The organism is Bradyrhizobium sp. URHA0013, assembly GCF_000518345.1.
In the GTDB taxonomy this organism is placed as follows: domain Bacteria; phylum Pseudomonadota; class Alphaproteobacteria; order Rhizobiales; family Xanthobacteraceae; genus Bradyrhizobium.
This window is the reverse complement of sequence record NZ_KI912427.1, coordinates 1,083,391-1,106,193: the sequence shown is the minus strand read 5'-3', so window position 1 is coordinate 1,106,193 and position 22,803 is coordinate 1,083,391. Positions and strand designations below refer to the sequence as shown.

The window sequence follows — 22,803 nt, the reverse complement described above, 5'->3', positions numbered from 1 at the left end:
CGTGCACCGCACAAGACGCATGCCTCCATTCTGATCAACCGGTACCGACGGGCTCGACGACCTCGCCGCGTGTGACACCGGGAGGACGGTGCTGGGGCCCGATCACCGCGGCAAAGCATTAAGCTTCCGGCGCATTCGCAACCAACAACCACCTTCCCGATTGACTATTCGTGCCGTTACTATCGGTTCCAATGTGCGCGGCCGGGAGGCTTCTCGCGAGCGCCAGAGTTGTGGGAGAATGACATGAGTGCCGCGAGACCCGAGCCGCTTGCCCGTCAGGCCCTGGCGTTCGTCCTGGCCGGCGGACGCGGCAGCCGGCTGCTGGAGCTGACCGACCGGCGCGCCAAGCCCGCGGTCTATTTCGGCGGAAAATCCCGCATCATCGATTTCGCGCTGTCGAACGCGGTGAACTCGGGCATCCGTCGCATCGCGGTCGCCACCCAGTACAAGGCGCACAGCCTGATCCGGCACCTTCAGATGGGCTGGAACTTCTTCCGTCCCGAGCGCAACGAGAGCTTCGACATCCTCCCGGCGAGCCAGCGCGTCTCCGAAAACATGTGGTATGTCGGCACGGCCGATGCAGTCTACCAGAACATCGACATCATCGAATCCCACGCCTGCCGCTTCATCGTGGTTCTCGCCGGCGACCATATCTATAAAATGGATTACGAGGTGATGCTGCGCCAGCATGTCGAGAGCGGCGCCGACGTCACCGTCGGCTGCCTGGAGATGCCGCGGACAGAATCCTCGGGCTTCGGCATCATGCATATCGACGAGAACGGCTGGATCAAAGAGTTCCTTGAAAAGCCGAAAGATCCGCCGCCGATGCCCGGCAAGCCGGACGTCTCGCTCGCCAGCATGGGCATCTACGTGTTCGACGCGAAATTCCTGTTCGAGGAGCTCAAGCGCGACGCCGAGGATCCGAATTCCAACCACGATTTCGGCAAGGACATCATCCCCTACCTCGTCAAGAACGGCCGCGCCATGGCGCACCAGTACTCGACCTCCTGCGTCCGCTCCGGCAGCGACCCGCGCGCCTATTGGCGCGATGTCGGCACGGTCGACGCCTATTGGGCCGCCAATATCGACCTCACCGACGTGGTCCCCGAGCTCGATTTGTTCGACAGCGCCTGGCCGATCTGGTCCTATTCGGAAATCACGCCACCGGCAAAATTCGTCCACGACGAGGAGAGCCGGCGCGGCCAAGCCGTGAGCTCGCTGGTCTCGGGCGGTTGCATCATTTCCGGCGCCTCGCTGCGGCGCTCGCTGCTGTTCACCGGCGTGCGCGTCAACTCCTATGCTCAGGTCGAGAACGCCGTGATCATGCCGTACGTGAACATCGGCCGCGGCGCGCGTTTGAAGAACGTCGTGATCGATCGCGGCGTCGAGATCCCGGAAGGGCTCGTCGTCGGCGAGGATCCCGAGTTGGACGCAAAGCGCTTCCGCACCACCGAGCAGGGCATTTCGCTCATCACCCAGCCGATGCTCGACAGGCTCAATACATGACGCCTGTTCGCGTCCTCGCGGTCGCCTCTGAGGTCTATCCCATCGTCAAGACCGGCGGCCTCGCCGATGTCGCGGGCGCGCTGCCGATCGCGCTGAAGGCGCATGGCGTCGAGATGCGCACGTTGATGCCGGGCTATCCCGACGTGATGCGGGTGCTGGGGGGAGCCGACGAAATCCGGCGCTGGCCGGATTATTTCGGCGGACACGGTCGTCTGCTCGCCGCCTCGCATGACGGCCTCGATCTGTTCGTGCTCGACGTGCCGCATCTCTACGCACGGCCTGGCAACCCCTACGTGACGGCCGAAGGTGTCGACTGGGCGGACAATGGCATGCGGTTCGCCGCGCTCTCGCGCATCGCGGCCGACATCGGCCACGGCCTCGTTCCCGCCTTCGTCCCCGACGTCGTGCACGCCCACGATTGGCAGGCCGGGCTCGCGCCAGCCTATCTGCACTACGACAACCGGCCGCGGCCCGCCACCGTGATGACCATCCACAACATGGCCTATCAGGGCAAGTTCGCACCCGAGCTGATCGGTTCGATTGGCCTGCCCTGGCGCGCCTATGGCGTCAACGACCTCGAATATTTCGGCGGCATTAGTTTTTTGAAGGCGGGCCTGCAATTCGCCGATCGCATCACCACGGTCTCGCCGACCTATGCGCAGGAGATCCAGAGCGACGAAGGCGGCATGGGGTTCGGCGGCCTGCTTCGCGCCCGCGCGAACGTGCTGAGCGGAATCCTCAACGGCATCGATGTCTCCGTTTGGAATCCGCAAGAAGATCCGCACATCGCCTACCGCTTCGGCGCGGAGGACCTCACGTACCGGGCCGCGAACAAGGCGGTGCTGCAGCAACAGTTCAATCTGGATTCCTCGGACGAAACGCCATTGCTCGGCGTCATCAGCCGCCTGTCCTGGCAGAAGGGGCTCGATCTCCTGCTCGAAGCCGTTCCGACCATTTTGCGCGAAGGCATGCAGCTCGCGCTGCTCGGCAGCGGCGACCGCGATCTGCAGGATCGCTATCAGGCCGTTGCGCGCGCGAACCCCGGCCGCATCGGCGTCGTGATCGGCTATGACGAGATCATGGCGCATCTGATCCAGGCCGGCTCGGACGCGCTCATCGTACCATCACGGTTCGAGCCGTGCGGCCTGACCCAGCTCTGCGCGCTGCGCTACGGCGCCGTGCCCATCGTCTCGCGGGTCGGCGGCCTCGAGGATACCATCGTCGATATCGGCGAGGCCGACAAATCGGGCCACGATGCCACCGGCTTCAAGTTCGCACCCGTCACCGCGGATGCCCTCGCCGGCACGCTGCGCAAGGCCAACATCGCCTTTCACGACAAGCTGACCTGGCGCCGCCTGCAACTGAGCGGCCTTGCGACCGACGTGTCCTGGCGCAACCGCGCCGGCGACTATGCCGCGCTCTATCGCAGCCTCATCACCGCGCGCGCCTGAGGCCCGACATCGTCGAATCAATGCTATAGAGCCGCCATGGACCCGTTCTTGATCAAGCTGATCGGCTTTGCCGCCGCGACCTGCACCACCGTGGCCTACGCGCCGCAAGCCATCAAAGTGTGGAAGACCCGCTCCACCGGCGATATTTCGCTCGGCATGTTCCTGGTCATGGTGCTGGGCCTGGCGCTCTGGCTCGTCTACGGCCTGCTGTCGGGCGATGCGCCCCTCGTCGCCGCAAACGCCATCACCATCGTGCTCGCCGGCGGCATCCTGTTCATGAAGCTGAAATACGGGTGAGCCACTCTTCTTCACCTCTCCTCGCTTGCGAGAAGAGGAGAAGATCACCCCCCGAACACATACGAAGCCATCGCGACATTCGCGACCTCGTCGACGAATACGCGCTGGCCCGCGTCGCTGCCGGCGGCGCCGGCGGCTACCATCAGCGGCAGCAGATGATCTTCGCGCGGATGGGCCAGGCGCGCGCTCGGTGCGTTCTCCCAGTCAACCAGCATCGCGTTGCGGCGCGCTGCGTCCTTGTGGCTAATCGCCTCGTTCAGATACGCCTCGAAATCATACGAGACCGGCTTCGACTCCGCGCGGCCGAACCCGCGCATGTTGTGATAGGTGAGCCCGCTGCCGACGATCAGAATGCCTTCGTCCCGCAGCGAGGCAATCGCCTGCCCGACCTTGATGTGCTCGGCCGGATCGTAACTCGATCTCAGCGACAGCAGCACGATGGGCATGTCGGCGTTCGGATACATCAGCCCGAGCGGCACGAAGGTGCCGTGATCGAAGCCCTGGTTGGGATCCTCCCGGCAATCGACGCCCGCGCGAATGAGCAGCGCCTTCACCTCCGCGGCGAGCTCGGGCCGCCCCGGCGCCGGATATTTGAGGTGATAGGTGTGCTCGGGGAAACCGTGATAATCGTACACCATCGGCGGATGCGCCGAGGTCGACACGGTGAAGGCGTCAGCCTCCCAATGTCCTGTGATGACGAGCACGGCCTTGGGCTTCTCCGGCAAGAGCAGCGGCAGCCGGCCGAACGCCTCGGCGGTCTTCGCATATTGCACCCGCCTGTCTTCCATGAACGGCCACGGACCGCCGCCATGCGACAGGAACAAGGTCGGAAGTCGCACCATGGGCTCAGGCTCGTTTCATTGCCAACATGCGCGTGCGAGCTGCCCGCGCGATCGGCCGCGAGCATAGGCAAACCCGTATGGTTAGCAAGACGTTAACGATTTTCCGCCCAGAATCCGGCGTAGCCGAAGGAGTCGGCCAGCAGCCAGGGACGTGAAATGAAGAAGTTTGCGTTGGGGGACGTCGTCAACAGTGACAAGGGCCGCCGCGGCGTCGTTCGCGCCGCCTACAAGTCGAAGGAAGGCCAGCAGTTCTACGCCGTCGAGAAAGACGGCGCGATGGATTATCTGGAGGAAGACCGGCTGAGCCCGGCGCCGCGTGTCGAGCTCGCGGCTTAAGTCCAACTCAACATGCCCTAACGCCCGAACCGGTCCAGGCGCTCCGACCAGGAGTCGTCTCCGCTCGCGATGCGATCGTTCGTGATCAGCAGCAGGCGATCGCTGCCTGCGGCCGCATCCCAACGCGGCAGGTCCGCACCGTTGGGATCGCCGTTCTTGGCAAAATTGATCCAGTAGGCGCGCATGCGGTGTGCGACCTCGCGATCGCCTCGTGACAGGATACCTGCACCGGGCATGCCTTCCACGCCGAAGATGAACTGCAATTCCCGCCCGTGACCGCCCTCGGGGTTTGCGCGCCGTGCCTCCGGCACATAGGCGAAGCGATAGCGAAAGGTCGGCGCACCGCTGGCGGCATGCAGGCGCGCCAGCAGTCTCACCGGCTCGGAGAAGACCTTGTCGGTGTAGAACCTTGCCGCGCGGCTGGAAGATTTGGCGAGGTCGGGATAGAGCCTGCGCAGCTCATCGCTGGTGGCGCCTGACGATGCCAGCTCTTCCCGGACATCCAGCTCGCCGTCGAAACCGGTCTCGTCGTCGTTCGAGCCTATGATCAGGGGGATGCGGCTCTCACGTCCGGCCGCGAAGCCTGCGGCGACCTCCTCGCTGACCAGACGTCCATCGATCGTCGGCCCGAAGCTGCGCGGCGATTTTTCCAGCAGATGCGTTTCGACGGCAAGCAGGCGTCGCGGGTCGGCGGCGCGCAAATCGGCCTGTCGCCCCAGCGCCGCCATGAATTGCCGCCCCACAATCTCGGCCTCTTGTGCCGAACGCAGGCGCGCACGGCCAGGAATCGATTGCAGAATGACTTTCTGGAAGAGATCACGCGATTGCTCAGACAGCATGAGCAGCGCGATCGAGGTCGCGCCTGCGCCACTGCCGAACAAGGTGACGTTGGTGGGATCGCCGCCGAAGGCCGCGATGTTGTCGTGCACCCAATGCAGCGCCGCGATCTGGTCCATCAGGCCGTAATTGCCGGAACCGTCTTCCGACAGCGCGGGATCGGTGAGCCAGCCGAGCACGCCGAGGCGAAAATTCACAGTCACCACGATGAGACCGGCTTGCGCGAGCCTGGCACCATCGAACAGCGGATCATTCGCAGTGCCGCTGACGAAAGCGCCGTCGTGGATGAACATCATCACCGGCAGCGGGCCATCGACCCCGAACGGACGGAACACGTTCAGCGTGAGGCAATCCTCGCTCGATCCCGGCAGCGACGGCTGAAGACACGGCGCGCCATACGCATAGGCGGTGCGCATCTCCGAACTCTCTGGTGCAGCCTGCGGCGGACGCCAGCGCAGCCGCCCGATCGGCGCGGCCGCATAGGCCAGCCCCTTGAACGAGGCTACCTCGCCTTCGACGGCGCCGAGCATCTGTCCTTCGCGCGTCAGCGCAAACGGAAACTGGCCAACCGGCTGGGCCGCGGCCGAGCCGGCGCAACAGAGGACGAGAGACGTCGCAAAAAGCGCGAACACGGACCGCATCTTCGGAGCATCTCGATGCACGGAAGGATTTGAGCAGGTTATGTCCGTGGCCCGCTGCGAGGCAAGCGCCGCGGCCGCGCCTAGCTCCGCTTGGCGGCAAGCTCCGCCAGTGCGTGGCGTGCGATGATGCCGAGCTCACCGAGCGTGGTGTGACCGGATCGCGCCGCCTCGATCAGCCGCTCGGCGATGAACCTGCGGCTGTCGTGATCGCCGCCGTGCGGCAGTTGGCGGCACGTCTCCTCCAGGACGACGTCCATGTTCGCTTTGGTCCGCTCACTCAACTCTGTCATGACGCCCGTCGGCACGCGTGGCAAAACAAGAGCATACACAGGTGGATCGACCATGATTAGCCCGGGAAATCACGGCCATTGTGCATCGCGATGCGTGTGCTGCCGCAACATTCACGCGGCCATGATGACGCCGCAAATGGCTACCGAAGATTGCACATGCCGTGATGACAAGCCGAACCTGCAGCGATAGCCTGCCGGCAAAACAAAACACACGGGAGGAAATGCCATGCCTGATGCAATGGTTGCTGCGCGTGCCTCTGACGCGGGGCGCGGAACCAGCCAGCAGGTCGATGTTGCCGTGGTCGGTGCCGGATTTGCCGGCCTCTATCTTCTCCATCGGCTGCGCAAAGCCGGCCTCACGGCGGTCGGCCTCGAAGAAGCCGGCGACGTCGGCGGCACTTGGTACTGGAACCGATATCCCGGTGCGCGCTGCGATATCCAGACCATCGATTACAGCTACACCTTCGATCCGGACCTCGAGACCGCCTGGACCTGGTCGGAGAAATACGCGACCCAGCCCGAGATCCTGCGCTATCTGGGCTTCGTCGCCGACCGTTACGATCTCAGGCGTGACATTCGCTTCAAGACCAAGGTCACGGAAGCGAAATGGGACGAGGCCACCGGACGCTGGCAGCTCACCACCGACAATGGCGCGCCGGTCTCCTGCCGCCATTACATTATGGCCACCGGCTGCCTCTCGGCGCCGAAGCCGCCGGAGATCGACGGCGTCAAGGACTTCAAGGGCGAGGTTTATTTCACCGGACGCTGGCCGCATGACGGCGTCAATCTCGCCGGAAAACGCGTCGCGGTGATCGGCACGGGATCGTCGGCCATTCAGTCGATCCCGCTGATCGCACAACAGGCCGCACATCTGACCGTGTTCCAGCGTACGCCGAACTTCGCGCTGCCGGCGCATAACGGCCCAGCGCCTTCCGATCGCATGAGCCTGCTGCAAGGCGATCGCGCGGCCTATCGCGAGCAGGCGCGCCAGTCGATGGCCGGCGTACCCTATCCGCAGCAGACGATCGTGAGCTGGCAATTAAGCGATGTCGAGCGTCGTGAGCGGTTCGAACGCGCGTGGGCGGCCGGCGACCTCGTCCACATCCTGACCCAGCTCTGGGCCGACCAGGCGGTGGACATCGACGGCAACAAGATCGTCCAGGACCTGATCCGCGAGAAGATCCGCGCTGCCGTCAAAGACCCCGAGACCGCCGCGGCGCTGATGCCGGACGATCATCCGTTCGGCGCCAAGCGGCCCTGCCTCGATACCAACTATTACGCGACCTACAACCGGCCGAACGTCACGCTGGTCAATCTGCGTCAGGAGCCAATCAAGGCGATCACCGCAAGCGGCATCACGACGTCCAAGCGCAGCGTTGATGTCGACGTCATCGTGTTCGCGACCGGCTTCGACGCCATGACCGGCGCGATCCGCGCCGTGCATCCGATCACCGGACGTGGCGGCAAGTCGCTCACCGATGTCTGGGCGCAGGGGCCGCAGACCTATCTCGGGCTCACCGTCGAAGGCTTTCCGAACTTCTTCATGATCACCGGGCCCGGCAGCCCGTCGGTGCTGTCGAACATGGCGGTGTCGATCGAGCAGCATGTCGACTGGGTCGTCGATCGGCTCAAGGCGTTGCGCGACGCCGGGTTCACCACGATCGAGCCGACGGAGTCGGCGCAGGCCGGCTGGAACAGGCACATGGCCGATTGCTCGATGGTGACGCTGCACCGGCTCGCCAACACCTGGTACACGGGCGCCAACGTGCCCGGCAAGGTGCAGGGCCTGATGCCTTATACCGGCGGCGTCGGTCCCTATCGCAGCATCTGCGACGAGGTGGTCAGCCGCGGCATGCTCGGCTTCAAGCTGACCGGTCCCAACGTTGCCGCGCAATGCAATGACGGCGAGGTGGTGCGCCTGCAGCCCGATGTGCGGCTGGTGCTTAACCTGCTTGCCTCGCTCAACCTGCCGCCGATCGAGTCGATGGGCGCGCAAGGCGCCTGCGCCTTCGTCAATGAGTTCAACAAGGGCCGTCCCGCTGGACGGCCGATCGGCGAGATCGTCGACGGCACGCTGCCCGGCGCCGACGGTCCCTTGCCTTATCGGGTCTACAAACCGGCAACATCAGGGCCGCATCCGGTCGTGGTCTATTTCCACGGCGGCGGCTGGGTGCTCGGCGACGAGCAGTCGGACGAGCCGTTCTGCCGCGACATGGTGCGGCGGACCGGCATGATGCTCGTCAGCGTCGGCTATCGTCATGCGCCCGAGCATCGTTTCCCGACTGCGGCCGAAGACGGCTATGCGGCGACGCGCTGGATCGCCGAGCACGCCGCCGAGCTCGGCGGCAGGCCGGGCCCGGTGCTGGTCGCGGGCTGGAGTGCCGGCGGCAACATCGCCGCCGTCACCTGCCAGCTTGCACGCGATCGCGGCGGGCCGGAGATCGCGGGCCAGCTCCTGATCTGCCCGGTCACCGACTGCACTTTCGACCGCCCCTCCTACAACGACAATGCGACCGGCTATTTCCTGACCCGTTCGCTGATGTACTGGTTCTGGGACCTGTATTGCTCGCCGGCCGACCGCACCGATCCGCGCGCCTCGCCGCTCCGCGGCAAGGTCGCAGGCCTGCCGCCGGCCTTCGTCGTCACCTGCGAATTCGATCCGCTGCGTGACGAAGGCATCGCCTATGCCGAGGCAATGGCGGCCGCCGGTGTCCCGGTCGAGCAACTCAAGGCCCGCGGTCATTTCCACTCGTCCTTCACGATGGTGGACGTGATCATCACCGGCGCGCCGGGCCGGGTGCAGATGGCCGAGGCCTTGCGGCGCTTCGCAGGGTTGCCACCGGAGGTCAGCCGTGGCGACGATCGCAGTCAGGTTCATACCAGCCCGGGGCATAAGATCGCGGCGGCCGCGAGCTGAAAGCGAATATCGGCCGGGAACAATTTCTCGGTCATCGCGTTTGGTGCTGTGGCATTGAGATGCAGTAATGGGTGTAGGCCCCGGTACGCACGATCGTGTGCCGGGGTTCTTTTTGCGTGAGGCGGAACGATGGGGGACGTGGTTGGGGATTCAAAGGTCGATTTTGGCGTCCTTGCGGTGCTGCATAAATGGCCGTCGCTTGCGAACCAGAGGCGATCGGACAGAGCGTCCTACCAGGTGATCGAGGGCACGCTCGACGAATGCATCTCGGCGTTCATGGCGAAGCCGGCGGCGACCAGGCATCTCTATGAGATCCGCACCATCGCGCAACCACCGCTGGTCACGGACATCCTCTCGCCTGAGCACATCACCGAGCTGGCGCGGTTGCGCGAATTTCTCTGATCCTCGCAGAAGCACCGGCTGAGCGCAGGAACCTTCTACCGGTTTTTCCCGTTGATGGTGATCGGAAGCGAAGGCGTGAGTGCCTCAGATGCTTGAAGCCGGCGTGCCAGCCCCTGTCGTGCCCTATGGCGCAGACCAGACCCTGTTCGTGGTGATCGATCGCCTCGACAAGGCGACGGAGATCCGTGTCGAGCGAAGCGATCTCGATGCCACGATCGGCGAGCTCGTCGCCGGCTGCTTCAACGACCCCGTCAAGGTCATCTCGTTCAACACGCTGGAGCACTGGATGAAGGACATCTCGACCGACGTCGCCGGTGAGATCCGGGCGCGCTGCGACATCGATGGCGTGACGCTACCCGACTATCTCAGCGACTTCGTCGAGAGCCACAGCTGAGCGCGCGTTGGACGATGAAAATCAGGCGCGCCGGTACTTGCCGGCAATGATCTCGATCTCGCGGCGGCGTTCGTCCGCGAAGGTTAGGAGCTTTTCGATCGTCAATGTATCCGTGATCCGTTTGGCCAGCCGCTCGGCGCGTGCGGCCTGATCTTCGAGATACTGGATCGTGGTCAAACGCCGCCTCCCAAGAGCTTCAATCTGGAGTCCCGAATGATTGGGTATCCATGGTGGCTGGAGGCGGCTAACAGCCGGTTAAGCACAGCGCTTCGGATCGATGCGGCCGCAAATTATTGCACCACGTCGAGCCGGACATTGGTGACACCCTTGTCGACCATGCCGAGCGCCTCCGCCGCGGAGGGCGAGATGTCGACCACGCGTCCGCGAACATACGGCCCGCGATCGTTGATCCTGACGGTCACGAAGCGGCCGGATGAAACGTCAGTGACGCGCAGCTTAGTGCCGAACGGGAGGCTGGGATGGGCCGCTGTCAATTCGTTCTTGTCGAACCTCTCGCCGCTCGCCGTCTCCGTGTCCGAATAGAAGCTGGCGACGCCATGCGAGACGCTTTGCTTTGCGTCGCCGTCGGGGAGGCGGGCCCGGCTGGTCGGACGTGGATGCAGCGCCGCCACCCTGTGCGGTCGTTCGACAGCGGCTTGGCGGTGGGTGCCGAGATCGGCCTTCTGGCGGCCGACGGGCGATTGCGCACACGCCGCAAGCGACGCCGCGCCGATGATGGCGAGCAGTATCCGGCACAGGGTTGCCGGCGAAATCCGGGCAGTTTCGGCACGTGCAAATCGAGACATGATGCGCCCTCCGAACGACCCCGAGTTTCGGTGGGCAATGAGGGCAGAACCTTGTCGGAACGAAAGCGCGCCTGCGGCCGCAGCTGTTTCGGGTTTAGCTGTGGCGATTCCACCACACTGGCTTGTCCTGAATCGAGACAGACTCCTGGGATAAGCCCGATACGACGCGCCAGATCGGGCGCGTCTCCGGAGGAACCTCGCCAGGCTCGGCGTCGCCCTTCAAGAGCCGTGCGAGTTCGCGCCGATAGAGCCGCCGCCAGCCGGTTTTCAGGCCGGCGAGAAAGTCGAGCTCCCGTTGTGTCAGCGTGCACATCATGAACCCGATCCGGTTGCGAGAGCCCGTCGTCAGCCGACGAGGCCTCCCATCGGCTTGACGTCGGCGCTGCCGGGGAAGACGGCTTCTGCGAGCACCTTCTCCTCGACACGCAGATGATCCCTCAGCAGGCCCTTCAACACTGCGCGCAAATCCGTGGTCGGCTTGAGATCGCGATCCTCGAAGAGTTGCGCCGGCTTCAGACCCGGCCAGTCCGCGATGACGCGGCCACCGGTAAGCCCGCCACCGATCAGGAAGGCGACCGTGCCCGTGCCGTGGTCGGTGCCCTGCGTCCCGTTGATGCGCGCGGTTCGCCCGAACTCGGTGACAACCGCGACGACGGTCTCGCGCCACGCTTCGCCCATGTTGCTCTCGATCGCGGCAAAGGCGCCGTCGAGCGCGCCGAGCAGATTGTAAAGCTGGCCCGAGGCCGCGCCCTCGGCGATGTGCGTGTCCCAGCCGACGAAGCCCATCGCGCCGACACGCGGACCGTCGGGCTTTGCGAGATAGCGCGCGGCGGTGCCGGCTGCTTCGGCGAAATAGGCGCGGACGCGCGCGATGCCGGGCGGCGCCAAGGTTGGATCGTCGGACATCGGATCGCCCGCGCCCGATGCGCCGCCGAGCGACGCGAGCCTCATGCGGGCCTGGAGCACGGTCGCAAGCTTCGGATCGGTGCGCTGGTAGAGATCGAGCAAACGGCTCTGCGTGTCCTCGCTCGCCGGCAACAATCTCTGCGGCACCCATGTCATCACAGGCGCCGAACCGCGCACCACCAGCGGCGTCACAGAGCCAATGCCGAGCGCGCGGCTGCCGCGCGGGTCGACACGCCCGCCGGATTCCAGCGCGAGCAGTGCGCGGTTGAGCCATCCCGAGCTGGTCATACCCGGCTTGACGAGCCCGCTCTCCAGCACGTCCTGGCCGTCGAAATGCGAACGCTCGCGATAGGGCGTCGCGGTGGCATGGACGATCGCAGCCTTGCCGCTTTTGTAGAGCCGATGCAGGTTCGGCATCGCCGGATTGAGCGCGAAGAAAGCATCGAGCGGCAGCGCGGGCGGCTTGCCGTCCAGCACCAGCGCGCGATCGCCGCGCAAGGAGATCCAGTCGGGATCGCCCACCGGCGCAACCGCGCCAAGGCCGTCGAGCGCGCCGCGCAGCACGATGACCAGCAGGCGCGGATCGCGCCCTTCGGCGCGCGCGATCCGCGGCATCTGGCTCCACGCGAACAGCGCGCCGGACCCGACCAGAAGCTCGCGCCGCGTGGGCAAATGATTGACGACGCCCATGCTCACCTCCTCTGAAAATCCGCCGACATGAACAGCAGCGCCAACGCCTGCTGCCGGCTCTCGGCGCGGCCGACCGCCTGCTTCACCTCGGCTGATATCTCGGAGGCGAAGACGTCCTCGATGATCACTTGCGGATCGGCAGTGGTCGCGATGCGTTCGGCGAAATTGTTGGCGATGTCGAGCCGCCGGCCAATGCCGTCGATCCAGCTTGCCTCGTCCTCCGGATAACCCTTGGGCGCCGATGGCCGCCACAGCCCTTCACCGAGCAGCTCCTGGCCGCCGGTGAAGCGGACGGGATCGACGGTCGTGATGCCGGTCGCGCGCACCATGCCGACGCCCCACTCGCTCGGACGCTTGAGTTTCGACGGCGGCCCGCGCCAGGCTTCGTCGGACGACACCATCGCGATCGCGACCTGCTTGAGATCGCCCTCGGCGTCGCGAAAAATCTTCGCCATCTGCTCGATCAGCACAGGCGGCGGCTCGTCGGCCACGAAATGTCGTGCGAGTTTGGTCGCGACATGGGTCGCGGTCGCCGGATGCGCGGCGAGATCGCGCAGCACCGCGCGGCCCTGCTCAACGTCCTCCTGCTCGTAGCGCTTGCCGAGCACGGTCTGTCCGCCGGGCTCGTGCAGCCGCGGATTGAAGGTGAATTCGCCGCCGTGCTCGGGATTGTCGCCGGGCGGCAGCAGCGTCCATCCCGTCAACACATTGGCGAAGCTGATGACGTCGTCCTGGGTGTAGCCGGCGCGCACGCCGAGCGTATGCAGCTCCATGATCTCGCGCGCGATGTTCTCGTTGAGGCCGCGGCTGCGGTTGATGCCGGCGATCGAGTTCGCGCCCATCGAGCCGAGATTGTCGAGATAGAACAGCATCGCCGGATGGCCCTCGACGGCCAACAGGAGATCGACGAAGCGGCCGAGCGTATTGGCGCGAACGGCTTCGCGCTCATAGGCGCCGGACATGCTCTGGATCTTGTTGGCTGAGATGCAGAAATGGTTGGACCAGAACCACACCAGCCGCTCGGCGAAACCGATGTCGGCAGAAAGCGCAGCTTCCGTGCGCACCTTGGCTTCCTGCAAATAGATCGGACGCCCCGGATCGGGCACGGCCTCGGCCGCCTGCTTGGCCGCCATCTCGGCGGCATCCTTGTCCGCTCCCTGGCCTTGCGTCTGATCTTCCGACATGGTCGGCGTCGCCGCCACCTGCTGCTTTTTAGCTTGCTGCTGGGCTTGCTTGGCGCGCGCGGCGCGCCGCGCATTGGCATCGGCCACGGTGCGATAGGCCTTTGCGCTGGAGGGAAGGCTCGCGGCGGCGTTCAGGACGAGCGGGCGGTCGAGCTCGGCTATCAGCGCGCCGCGCGGGTCGGTTCCGAGAGCCGCAATCGATCCCGGACGCGGCCCCATCCCGAAGCGATGAAGTGCCAGCACGGCCTCGGCCTTTGCAGAACTGCTCATGGCGAATGCCCAATTCTTGCGAGCCTGCCGACGGTGTCGGCGGGAAGTTACGAAGCGTAATGCTACGTACTGTAGCATTCACGACAAAGACCGGCAAGCGGAGATTGAGAGAGCGCCGTCAACAACTCGGGAGCCGCCGGTCCTGCAGATCAGCGGCGGCGATCCTTCTAGAAATTGGGCCCGAGCGCGATCTTCGTGATCGTGCCGTTTCTGACGCCGATGCGCCATTCCGCCGAACCGTTGGCGAACTGGGCGACATAGATGTCGCTGTCGAGCGCGGTGACGCCGCGGAAGGAGACCGCACGCAGCGCACCCAGCCGCGTTAGAATCGCCTGATCGAACGGAAGCTGCGCGCGTGTGATGTCGGCCACTTCCGACGTCATGCGCTCGTAGTCCGGCTGTCCCTTGCCGACTCCCTCAATGTAGCGGCGCAGCATCTCCTCGCCATTGGCGATCGGAACGGCGCGCCTCGCTGCGCGAACCGGACGCGCGCCGAGGTTTGAGGCCTCGACATTGTGGAAGCGCGTTTGCCGACCCGGCACCAGGATCTCCATACACCGTCCCGACTTGTCGGCAATCACCCACGGATTGTTCACGGTGGTGGTGGAGGCCCAGGTCATGTTGGGCCTGACGACGCTCTGCGCCCTCCGATTGCCGTCGGCATCGAGATTGAAGACCTGGATGTCGTCGCCCATCTCGTTATAGACCATGATCCTGATCGGCGAGGTGCCGGCGCGACCGCGCACGTTCGCCTCCTCAGAGCAAGGCACGATGCCACCGAGCTCGTCGTTGCCGTCGGCTCTGAAGATGACATCGCCGGCCTTGCCGTCGGGCTCGAGCAGCAGGCGGAATTCGGCCGTACCGTTCTCGAACTTCGCGCCGTAGATGTCGTAGCCGCCGGGTCCGACGCCGCGGAAGAAGATCGATTCCAGCCCGCCGAGCGCAACGAACGTCGCGTGCATTTCATTGAGCTGGCGGTGGAGCTTGGCGGCGAGCGGCGCGCTCATGCGGTCGTAGTTCGGCGTGCCGGCGCGCAGATCCTCGATCCCGCGCACAATCATCTCCTTGCCGCCGACGGCCGGGACCTGCTCCCTGAAGCGATCGGGGACTTCGGCAAGGCGGCGCGCGAAATCCGCTTCGACCGTCTGAGCCACCGCCGCATCGACGCGGGCCGCAAGACGGGCGCCGAAAACCGCACCTTGTAGCAACACGCGCGAGACCCTCGACTGCTCGTCGCGCAGGAAGATGACGAGATGGTCGCCGCGGAAGGAGAAGGCATCAGTGCCCTCGGCAAGGATTTGCGTCGTGCCCTGCCCGGTTTCCTGCAACCAGAGACGGTCGCCATCGCGGCGCACGGTGAGCACGCGGTTCGGCGCAATCCTGTACCAGCCGACATACTGATCGAGCGAGGCAGGTTCAGTCGTCGGCGCCGGCATCTCGGCGACACGCACCGCGCGCACGTCGCGGCCGTTGATCCGCAGCATCAGTTCGGAGGAGCGACGTTCCGCATCGAGCGGGAACGTGATCTCGCTCGACGAAGCCATGTAGGACGCGGTGCCGTCGCTGTCGACCGTCAGGCGCAGCCGGCGCTGCCCGGTGAGCTGGCCGGAGAGATCGTCACCTTCGCGGAAGATGGCGAACACCGACGCCGCACCCATGGCGTAGAAATTGACGAAGGGGCGGTAATGCTGGGCCGGCACCTCGCCGCTATCCGCGGCGAGCGGCGCAGGCTCCGGGGTACGATAGGCGATCATGCCGGCGGACACGATCACGGCCGGGACGATCGCGGCCGCGATCCACGCCCGCTTGCGCCAGCCGACCGCGACCGGCATCGCGGCGGTCGCGATGATGCGCTCGACGCGGGCGCGCACGGTCGAGGCCCGCGCCATCGCGAGCTCGAGCGGCCGCGGGTTTACCGTGCTTGCGAAATCAAGCAGGATTTCCGCATAGGACAGCCGGTCGTCGATCACCTCGATGGCCTCGGCGTCGCTGATGATCTCGGCAAGTTCGGCAAGACGCGCGAGCTGCCACCAGGCGAACGGGCTGAACCAGAACACCGCGCGATTGAGAGAGGCGAGCAGGAGGATATAGAAATCGCGGTTGGCGACATGCGCGCCCTCATGCGCGAGCACCGCGAGCCGCTTCTTGGCGTCCCAGCCGGCAAATTGCGGCGGCACCAGAATGGTCGAGCCAAACGTGACGGGACCGCCGACGTCGCGACTGACGCGCACATCGGCGTCGACCAGGTGCGGACCATTGATCGGCCTTGCCGCGCGCGCGAGGCGCCAGGTCAGATAGAGGCCGATGGCCAGCCGCAGCAGCAACAGGCTGGCGACGGCGACATGGACGATTGTGGCGACAAGCCACCAATTGATCGAGACGCCGCTCTGCGCCGGGGAAGCAATCGCCGCGCCGGGCGCGATCGGCTGCATGGGCTGCGGCATCTCGAACATCGAGATGTCAGCCGGCAGGACATCATCCGGCACCGATACCGGCAATGGCAGCCGGGTGATCGTGACCGTCGGCCAATGCATCACCACGGGCATCGCCAGCGATGCCAGCAGCACGACGACCCACGCTGTCATGTGAGCGTGCGGATTGCGCACGCGAAACAGGTTGAGGCCGAACCAGACGACGCCTCCCAGCACAAGGGAGCGCAGCGCCGCCTCCGCCAGAGTTGCGATCATTCTTTCTTCACTCCCCTCGCCTTCTTCGCCTTGGCGACCTGGTCGGCCAGTGTGCGCAACTGCTGCTGGTCGAGCATTGCATTGTCGACCATGCCGACGAGGACCTCCTCCATCGAGCCGTTGCAGAACCAGTCGACGATGCGCTGCACCGCCTTGGCCGCAACCCGCGCGCGCGCTTCGGCTGCGTGGTAGACGTAGGTGCGTCCGTCCACCGTGTGCCGAGCATAGCCCTTTTCTTCCAGCCGGCGCAGCACCGTGCGCACGGTGGATTCCTTCAGCCGACGCGACAGCTTTTCGCGCACAATTTCGGCCGTGACAGGACCATGGGCCCAAACCAGTTGCATGACCTCGTGTTCGAGGTCGCCCAGGTCGGGCAAACGATCGTCCATGGCGGCTTACCTTGGTTTTCGAATTTTCTTGTAGCGCTACAGAGCGTCGCATATACCGCCGCGCCGCGCAACGGGGTTTCTACCTGAAATGGTATCGGATGCTGACCGAACGGGGCTTGCTTTAGGCGGTCGTCATGCCCGGGCTTGTCCCGGGCATGACGATGCGGAGGCTTCAGTACTTCGGCTCGTACATCTGGGACTGAACCAATCCCTTCACGTCGTTGGGCGCGGGTCCGTCCGCGAGTCCGCGCTGATAGGCGACATCGGCGACGGCGGCAGCGATGCGGACCGAGACCTCGCGGATGCGCGGCAGCGCCGGGTAGAGGCTGCCTTGCGCAAGATCGTCCTTGCCGACGCAATCGGCCAGCGTATGGGCGGCCGCCATGAACATCTCGTCCGTCACCAGCCGCGAGCGGCTGGCGATGACGCCGAGGCCGACGCCCGGGAAGATGTAGGAGTTGTTGCCCTGGCGCGGCACGAAGGTGCGGCCGTTCAGCTTCACAGGATCATACGGGCTGCCGCAGGCAAACAGCGCGCGGCCCCCGGTGTAGCGGTAGGCGTCCTCCGCCGAACATTCGGCCTTCGAGGTCGGGTTGGAGAGCGCGAACACGATCGGCTGTTCGTTGAGCTCGGCCATCGCCTTGAGCACGTCGGGCGTGAAGGCGCCGCCGACTGCGGCAACACCGATGATCGCCGTCGGCTTCAGCGTCCTGATCGCGGTGAGGAAGTCGGCGATCGGCGCCTGGTCGGCATGGGCATAACGGAGCTTGTGACCGGACAGGCCTTCACGGCCGCCGACCACGAGGCCGCGGGAATCCACTAGCCAGTTGCGCCGGAGCGCTTCCGCCTCGGAGGCGCCCTCCGCCATCATGGCGGACGTCACGAGATCGGCGATGCCGGTCGCGGCCTCGCCCGCGCCGAGGAACAGGATGCGCTGATCCTTCAGCTTGCCGCCGTTGACGCGCAAGGCCGAGAACAGGCCGGCGAGCGCAACCGCGGCCGTGCCCTGGATGTCGTCGTTGAAGACGCAGGCCTCATCGCGGTATTTGTGCAGCAGCTTGAACGCCGAGTGGTTGGCGAAATCCTCGAACTGGATCAGCACTCCCGGAAAGGTCTTGCGCGCGGCGACCATGAACTCGTCGACGAAGCTGTCATAGGCCTCGCCCGTGAGCCGCCGCTCGCGCAAGCCGAGATAATACGGGTCTTTCAGGAGCTCTTCGTTGTTGGTGCCGACGTCGAGCACGATCGGCAGACACGTTTCGGGATGCACGCCGGCGCAGGCCGAATAGAGCGAGAGTTTACCGACCGGAATGCCCATGCCGTTGGCGCCGAGATCGCCGAGGCCCAGGATGCGCTCGCCATCGGTGACGACGATCAGCTTGGCCGGATAGGGCCAGTTCTTCAGGATCTCGGCGATCTGGCCGCGATCGCGCGAGGAGATGAACATGCCGCGTGGCCGCTGGAAAATCAGGCCGTATTTCTGGCAGGCGAGCCCGACCGTCGGCGTGTAGATGATCGGCTGGATCTCGTCGATATTGTCGACGACGACGCGGAAGAACAGCGCCTCGTTGCGGTCATGCAACGCATTCAGCGCAACATATTTTTCGAGATCGGTCGGCAGCGTGCGCAGGTTGACGAGCACGCGCTCGACCTGGGTCTCCATCGTCAGCACGCACGGCGGCAGCAGTCCGCGCAGGCCGAGCGCATCGCGCTCCTGCGCGGTGAAGGCGGTGCCCTTGTTGAGCAGGGGATCGCGCAGCAGCGCCATGCCGTGCACGGAATCGGACGATGTCGAATGGGCGCTGACCCGAGCAGGTCTATTCACGAATTCCCCCAGGGAGTTTCTTATTGAAGGGCGAGCATTGTCGGCCAGCACTCACCTGAGATCAAGGACGCAGAAAACTGCGGCAAGCATTGTGATCCCGCACCGCAGCGAGGTTTTGGTGACAGACCGGTCGTCGTGCGCACGAAAAGGTTAACGCCGCGAGGCCGGTCGTTCTCCTCATGGTGAGGAGCGCGGAACGCGCGTCTCCGGACGATGCTTTGCATCGCCGGGCGAACCATGCAGGCCCTGCTCTCCGCGGCGCATCCTTCGAGACGCCCGCTCCGCGGGCTCCTCAGGATGAGTCAGTGGTATGGGCGACAGCGTTACTCAGCCTTGATGTCGGCGGCCTTCACGATCGGCCACCATTTCTCGGTTTCGGCCTTCTGGAAGGCTCCAAGCGCTGCGGGTGTTTGCTGATCGGGCGGAGGAATCTCCTGTCCCAATTCGCCAAACCGCTGCTTGACGGAAGCGTCGGCAAGCACGGTGACGATGGCCGCGTTGAGCTTCGTGACGATCTCCTTCGGCGTATTTCTCGGCGCCCAGATGCCGTGCCAGTAGGAGATGTAGAGACCGGGCAGCCCCGCCTCGTCGACGGTCGGGATATCGGGCGCGGAGGCGAGCCGCGTCGGCGACGTCACCGCGAACGCCTTGATCGCACCGTTCTTGTAATGCGGCAGCGAGTTCGAGGCCTGATCGAACATGATGTCGATCTGCCCGGCCACGAGGTCGATCATGGCGGGCCCCGCGCCGCGATAGGGCACGAACTGGAAGTCGGTGCCGGTTCTCTCCTTGAAGAAGACACCGGCGACGTGGGCACCTGTGCCCGCACCGGCCGTGCCGGCAGTCACCTTGCCGGGGTTGGCCTTCAGCCACGCGATCATCTCTTTCAGGGTGTTGGCCTCGAGCGACTTCCGGCCGACGATGAGCTGCGTGCCCATCGCGATCGTCGCGACCGGCTCGAAATCGGCGATCACGTCATAGGGCAGCTTGAAAATCGCGCCGTTGAGCACATGCGTGCCCCAATGACCGATCGTGATCGTGGTACCATCAGGCGTTGCGCGCGCGACGCGGGCGCCGGCGATGCTGCCGGAGGCGCCCGCTACGTTTTCGACGACGATCGTCGCGTGCAATTCGGCGGCGATGCGTTCGGACAGGATGCGCGCCAGCGTATCGGTCGGACCGCCCGCCGCGAACGGCACCACGAGGGTGATCGGCCGGGACGGAAACGGCTGCGCGCTCGCAGGAGCGGTCCACGCCGCACATCCGAACAACGCACAAATGACGATCACATGACCGCGCAGTCCAGCCCACCGCCCCTGCATTCCATCCACCCTTTTTTGCCGCCCCGCATGTCGTCAGCGGGCTGGGGCGAAGTGAACGCTGCCGGTTCGACCAAGGCAAGCGGTAAGTTTACCGCGCCACTATCCTGCGGCTCGACGCGGCGTCAGATGAGCGGCGTTGTCAGCCGGCGGCGCGATGTGCATCAGGATGGTCTGGGTGGCCGATGCGACCTCGATGCCGTTGTGCTGGAAGCGCTGCTTCATGCGACGGTTGAATTCGCGCTGCACCGGCCAGCGGCCGGCCTCGGTGCAGCGGATCTGGCCGACGATCGACACCATGGCGCCGTCGATCTTGTCGATGCCCCAGAGCTCGAGATCGCCGCGGATCAGGCTGCGGAATTCCACCTCGCGGCGCATCTCGTCGACGATGTCCTTGAGGATCTGGCCGGCGCGGTCGGTGTCTTCCTTGTAGGCGACGTTGACGCTGACGGACGCGTTGCCGGCGCCACGGCTGGCATTGGTGATGGTGGTGACCGCGCTGAACGGCACGATGTGCACGGCACCGTCGCCGGCCCGGAGCCTGATCGTGCGGATCGAGACGTTCTCGACCACGCCCGATAGCCCGGACACGCTGACGCTGTCGCCGACCTGGACGGTGTTCTCCAGCAGCAGGAACAGCCCGGTGATGAGGTCCTGCACCAGCTTTTGCGAACCGAAACCGATGGCGATGCCGACGATGCCGGCGCCGGCCAGCAGCGGCGCGACGTTGACGCCGATCTCGCTGAGCGCCGTGAGTCCGACGACGGTGGCGATCACGCACAGCAAGGCCGTCCGCAGCATCGGTTGAAAGGTCCGCAGCCGCGCGGCGCGGGCATAGTGCCCATCGCGCGACAGCGTATTGATCTGGCGGTCCAGCAGCGCGTTGCTGGCTTCCCAGATCGCAGCTGCGATGAACACGGCAAGTCCGATCGTCACCACCGCCGAGATCAGCCGGCTGCCGATCTGGCCGCCATAGAACCAGACGATGGCGTCGACGCCCCAGACTTCGAGCACGGCCACCAGGCCGATGAAGGCGATCACGCCGGATACGATCTTGCGCAGCAGCGGCAGGTAGCGGTTGGCGCGAATCTCGAGGCCCGGAAAGCGCTGGAGGATTTCCGGCTTGATGCGGAAGCCGCGGTCGATCAGGCCCAGCGTCAGCATGATGGCAACGCGCGTGATCAGCGCCACCGCGATGGTGCCGACGAAATATTGCAGCAGCAACGAATAGCCGTTGCGGATGTTCAGCGCCCACACCGCCCACAGCGCGAGGTCGAGCGCGATGGCGAGATAGTGCCAGCCGCCCGCGATGCGGTTGCGCAGTCGCGCCGCGAGCCCCTGCCGGTCGGCCGGCGCGCGGATGGCTTCGGCGACCTGGCGGCGGCATTGCAGGATGATGACGACGATGAAGAGATGCACGACCAGCATCACCATGCGCAAGAGCGCGGCATAGCCGGCGCGATGCAGGCCGAGCAGCAGCGCCACATTGGCAAAGGCGATGCCGGAGACGCCGACGCCGACGATACGGCGCGCCCAGATCTCGATATAGGCGGCGGTTTCGGCCTTGACCGGAAACAAGCCGAACGGTCCCGCCAGCACACGGACCACACAGATGAGCCCGCGCGAGAACGCATAGGCGTTGACGACGGCGAGGATCACGAGGCGGACGGTGGTGGGCTCGCCGATCTCGGTGCCGAGCAGCGCCGTGGCGACTCCGACAAAGACCAACACGGGTAGCAGCTCGAGCAGGAAGCGTCCCAGCACGAGCGGCAGCCGCAGCATGATTTGCCAGGCCCGCGCCAGGCTGTGGCGGCGCATTTGCAGTTCGGGCGCCGGGGTGACATCGGCGACCGATGACGGCGGATCGGCAATGGGCAACACCTGCACCGGCAGGCGCGCCGTTTGCGGCATGCGCCCTTCCAGAAACGCGACGGGGCGGCGGATCAGACGGAAGATCACCCATTCGGCGCAGAAGGCGCAGCCGAACACCAGCGCGAGCTTCCAACCAATCTCGATCAGGAGATTGTAGGCCGCGGGATCGTTCGCGGTCCGCACGATCCAGTAGTAGAACGCCGGGAAGTGCGTGAGCGTCCTGGCCATATCGGCGACGTCTCGCGAAATTTCGCCGATCTCCTCGGACACGGTGAGCATGAGCTGCGCACCAAGGCCGTCGGCCGCGAGCGGGATCGGCGATTTTGGCTCGGGCGCGGGCTGCTGTGGACCTGACGCATTCGCGATCACGCGCAGCGTGTCGATCATCTGCGCGCGCTTCTTGTCGTCCTGCAGCGTCTCCAGCGCGCGCCTGGCCTCGTCGGGCGACAACGCGGCAGCGCTATTGGCCGCCGGTGCGGGCGGCGCGGCGCGGGTGCTGGAGAGAGATGAGATCGCGATCAAGAGCGCGGCGAGAAGCGCGGAGGCAAGCTTATGCGACACGAGGGATTCCCTGGGAAAAATGAATGCGACGGCGACGTCGGGACCGTCACCGCCGAAGCACATGCATCATGTCGGATCGACGCTATTCGCCCGGGCGCTGTGTCGGAAGTTGGCCAATGAGGCGACATTCTCTTGGCATTTGCCGCGGTGCAGGAAACGGGAACCGCGGTCTCAAGGCGAGGGATGCGTATGCGGCAGCATTTAATGCAGATGGATGCAGTTAAGCCTCATCCTGAGGAGGCCGCGAAGCGGACGTCTCGAAGGACGAGGCGCTCGCTCGGGGGCCGCCGAGACGTCATCTGCGATCGCCCCGATATGCAATAGCCCTGCGTCATTCCGGGAGTCGGCCCGGAATGACGCGATGAGGAGGAGGAGAGAATC

The 22,803-nt window shown here is 65.3% G+C and carries 20 protein-coding genes; 7 read left to right on the top strand and 13 right to left on the bottom strand.

The features are described from left to right. Window positions 1-243 precede the first annotated feature (243 nt). From glgC to N551_RS0134665, 3 genes are read left to right on the top strand one after another with little or no spacing between them, the layout of a single operon-like run. The gene (gene glgC, locus N551_RS0134675; protein ID WP_027570833.1) at window positions 244-1,506 is read left to right on the top strand and encodes a glucose-1-phosphate adenylyltransferase; all 1,263 of its coding nucleotides are present in this window, start codon (window positions 244-246) and stop codon (window positions 1,504-1,506) included. Continuing rightward, window positions 1,503-2,957: a glycogen synthase GlgA gene (gene glgA, locus N551_RS0134670; RefSeq protein ID WP_027570832.1), complete on the top strand. Its 1,455-nt coding sequence runs from the start codon at window positions 1,503-1,505 to the stop codon at window positions 2,955-2,957. The genes glgC and glgA overlap by 4 nt, the downstream gene beginning before the upstream one ends. Window positions 2,958-2,993: 36 nt before the next feature. Beyond that, window positions 2,994-3,254, top strand: a complete 261-nt coding sequence (locus N551_RS0134665) for a SemiSWEET transporter (protein WP_007601071.1) — start codon at window positions 2,994-2,996, stop codon at window positions 3,252-3,254. Between the two features lie 44 nt (window positions 3,255-3,298). Here the strand turns inward: N551_RS0134665 and N551_RS0134660 are convergent, their stop codons facing one another. Continuing rightward, window positions 3,299-4,096: a class III extradiol ring-cleavage dioxygenase gene (locus N551_RS0134660; protein WP_027570831.1), complete on the bottom strand. Its 798-nt coding sequence runs from the start codon at window positions 4,094-4,096 to the stop codon at window positions 3,299-3,301. 156 nt (window positions 4,097-4,252) lie between these two features. Between N551_RS0134660 and N551_RS0134655 the strand changes: the two genes are divergently transcribed. Further along, on the top strand, window positions 4,253-4,432 hold the full coding sequence (locus tag N551_RS0134655) for a hypothetical protein (RefSeq protein WP_007601069.1): 180 nt from the start codon (window positions 4,253-4,255) through the stop codon (window positions 4,430-4,432). Window positions 4,433-4,449: 17 nt separating this feature from the next. On the opposite strand, the gene N551_RS0134650 is transcribed toward N551_RS0134655, so the two are convergent. After that, entirely contained in the window at window positions 4,450-5,910 is a 1,461-nt protein-coding gene (locus N551_RS0134650; protein WP_027570830.1) for a carboxylesterase/lipase family protein, read from the bottom strand. An 80-nt stretch (window positions 5,911-5,990) separates the two neighbouring features. Then, window positions 5,991-6,200 carry a hypothetical protein gene (locus N551_RS0134645; protein ID WP_027519501.1) on the bottom strand — a complete coding sequence of 70 codons (210 nt, stop codon included), beginning with the start codon at window positions 6,198-6,200 and terminating at the stop codon, window positions 5,991-5,993. A 226-nt stretch (window positions 6,201-6,426) separates the two neighbouring features. Between N551_RS0134645 and N551_RS0134640 the strand changes: the two genes are divergently transcribed. From N551_RS0134640 to N551_RS39140, 3 genes are all read left to right on the top strand, one after another. Next, the gene (locus tag N551_RS0134640; protein ID WP_027570828.1) at window positions 6,427-9,117 is read left to right on the top strand and encodes an alpha/beta hydrolase fold domain-containing protein; all 2,691 of its coding nucleotides are present in this window, start codon (window positions 6,427-6,429) and stop codon (window positions 9,115-9,117) included. Between the two features lie 129 nt (window positions 9,118-9,246). Next, the gene (locus N551_RS0134635) at window positions 9,247-9,519 is read left to right on the top strand and encodes a hypothetical protein (RefSeq protein ID WP_018457466.1); all 273 of its coding nucleotides are present in this window, start codon (window positions 9,247-9,249) and stop codon (window positions 9,517-9,519) included. An 88-nt stretch (window positions 9,520-9,607) separates the two neighbouring features. Then, window positions 9,608-9,913, top strand: coding sequence for a hypothetical protein (locus N551_RS39140; protein WP_007601056.1), 306 nt, complete (start codon window positions 9,608-9,610; stop codon window positions 9,911-9,913). Between the two features lie 21 nt (window positions 9,914-9,934). Here the strand turns inward: N551_RS39140 and N551_RS39135 are convergent, their stop codons facing one another. From N551_RS39135 to N551_RS0134580, 10 genes are all read right to left on the bottom strand, one after another. Further along, window positions 9,935-10,090 (bottom strand): hypothetical protein, encoded by a 156-nt coding sequence (locus N551_RS39135; protein ID WP_197031218.1) that lies wholly within the window; start codon window positions 10,088-10,090, stop codon window positions 9,935-9,937. 113 nt (window positions 10,091-10,203) lie between these two features. Then, window positions 10,204-10,719: a septal ring lytic transglycosylase RlpA family protein gene (locus N551_RS0134620; RefSeq protein ID WP_027570827.1), complete on the bottom strand. Its 516-nt coding sequence runs from the start codon at window positions 10,717-10,719 to the stop codon at window positions 10,204-10,206. A 94-nt stretch (window positions 10,720-10,813) separates the two neighbouring features. Then, entirely contained in the window at window positions 10,814-11,035 is a 222-nt protein-coding gene (locus tag N551_RS0134615) for a hypothetical protein (RefSeq protein ID WP_027570826.1), read from the bottom strand. Window positions 11,036-11,064: 29 nt separating this feature from the next. Beyond that, window positions 11,065-12,315 (bottom strand): DUF1501 domain-containing protein, encoded by a 1,251-nt coding sequence (locus N551_RS0134610; protein WP_027570825.1) that lies wholly within the window; start codon window positions 12,313-12,315, stop codon window positions 11,065-11,067. A 2-nt stretch (window positions 12,316-12,317) separates the two neighbouring features. After that, window positions 12,318-13,769 (bottom strand): DUF1800 family protein, encoded by a 1,452-nt coding sequence (locus N551_RS0134605; RefSeq protein WP_027570824.1) that lies wholly within the window; start codon window positions 13,767-13,769, stop codon window positions 12,318-12,320. Between the two features lie 167 nt (window positions 13,770-13,936). Next, window positions 13,937-16,456: a M56 family metallopeptidase gene (locus N551_RS0134600; protein ID WP_027570823.1), complete on the bottom strand. Its 2,520-nt coding sequence runs from the start codon at window positions 16,454-16,456 to the stop codon at window positions 13,937-13,939. Further along, a complete protein-coding gene (locus N551_RS0134595) occupies window positions 16,453-16,845 on the bottom strand; it encodes a BlaI/MecI/CopY family transcriptional regulator (protein WP_027570822.1) in 393 nt (130 codons plus the stop codon). The genes N551_RS0134600 and N551_RS0134595 overlap by 4 nt, the downstream gene beginning before the upstream one ends. A 172-nt stretch (window positions 16,846-17,017) precedes the next feature. Further along, window positions 17,018-18,670, bottom strand: a complete 1,653-nt coding sequence (locus N551_RS0134590; RefSeq protein WP_081747985.1) for an NAD-dependent malic enzyme — start codon at window positions 18,668-18,670, stop codon at window positions 17,018-17,020. Window positions 18,671-18,993: 323 nt separating this feature from the next. Continuing rightward, window positions 18,994-19,992, bottom strand: coding sequence for a tripartite tricarboxylate transporter substrate-binding protein (locus N551_RS0134585; RefSeq protein ID WP_027570820.1), 999 nt, complete (start codon window positions 19,990-19,992; stop codon window positions 18,994-18,996). A 99-nt stretch (window positions 19,993-20,091) separates the two neighbouring features. Then, window positions 20,092-22,422 (bottom strand): mechanosensitive ion channel domain-containing protein, encoded by a 2,331-nt coding sequence (locus tag N551_RS0134580; RefSeq protein ID WP_027570819.1) that lies wholly within the window; start codon window positions 22,420-22,422, stop codon window positions 20,092-20,094. Window positions 22,423-22,803: the final 381 nt, after the last annotated feature.

Excerpts from the sequence above, each read along its gene's own strand:
- glgC (WP_027570833.1), top strand. The coding sequence starts at position 244 with ATGAGTGCCGCGAGACCCGAGCCGCTTGCCCGTCAGGCCCTGGCGTTC.
- glgA (WP_027570832.1), top strand. The coding sequence starts at position 1,503 with ATGACGCCTGTTCGCGTCCTCGCGGTCGCCTCTGAGGTCTATCCCATC.
- N551_RS0134665 (WP_007601071.1), top strand. The coding sequence starts at position 2,994 with ATGGACCCGTTCTTGATCAAGCTGATCGGCTTTGCCGCCGCGACCTGC.
- N551_RS0134660 (WP_027570831.1), bottom strand. The coding sequence starts at position 4,096 with ATGGTGCGACTTCCGACCTTGTTCCTGTCGCATGGCGGCGGTCCGTGG.
- N551_RS0134655 (WP_007601069.1), top strand. The coding sequence starts at position 4,253 with ATGAAGAAGTTTGCGTTGGGGGACGTCGTCAACAGTGACAAGGGCCGC.
- N551_RS0134650 (WP_027570830.1), bottom strand. The coding sequence starts at position 5,910 with ATGCGGTCCGTGTTCGCGCTTTTTGCGACGTCTCTCGTCCTCTGTTGC.
- N551_RS0134645 (WP_027519501.1), bottom strand. The coding sequence starts at position 6,200 with ATGACAGAGTTGAGTGAGCGGACCAAAGCGAACATGGACGTCGTCCTG.
- N551_RS0134640 (WP_027570828.1), top strand. The coding sequence starts at position 6,427 with ATGCCTGATGCAATGGTTGCTGCGCGTGCCTCTGACGCGGGGCGCGGA.
- N551_RS0134635 (WP_018457466.1), top strand. The coding sequence starts at position 9,247 with ATGGGGGACGTGGTTGGGGATTCAAAGGTCGATTTTGGCGTCCTTGCG.
- N551_RS39140 (WP_007601056.1), top strand. The coding sequence starts at position 9,608 with ATGCTTGAAGCCGGCGTGCCAGCCCCTGTCGTGCCCTATGGCGCAGAC.
- N551_RS0134620 (WP_027570827.1), bottom strand. The coding sequence starts at position 10,719 with ATGTCTCGATTTGCACGTGCCGAAACTGCCCGGATTTCGCCGGCAACC.
- N551_RS0134615 (WP_027570826.1), bottom strand. The coding sequence starts at position 11,035 with ATGATGTGCACGCTGACACAACGGGAGCTCGACTTTCTCGCCGGCCTG.
- N551_RS0134610 (WP_027570825.1), bottom strand. The coding sequence starts at position 12,315 with ATGGGCGTCGTCAATCATTTGCCCACGCGGCGCGAGCTTCTGGTCGGG.
- N551_RS0134605 (WP_027570824.1), bottom strand. The coding sequence starts at position 13,769 with ATGAGCAGTTCTGCAAAGGCCGAGGCCGTGCTGGCACTTCATCGCTTC.
- N551_RS0134600 (WP_027570823.1), bottom strand. The coding sequence starts at position 16,456 with ATGATCGCAACTCTGGCGGAGGCGGCGCTGCGCTCCCTTGTGCTGGGA.
- N551_RS0134595 (WP_027570822.1), bottom strand. The coding sequence starts at position 16,845 with ATGGACGATCGTTTGCCCGACCTGGGCGACCTCGAACACGAGGTCATG.
- N551_RS0134585 (WP_027570820.1), bottom strand. The coding sequence starts at position 19,992 with ATGCAGGGGCGGTGGGCTGGACTGCGCGGTCATGTGATCGTCATTTGT.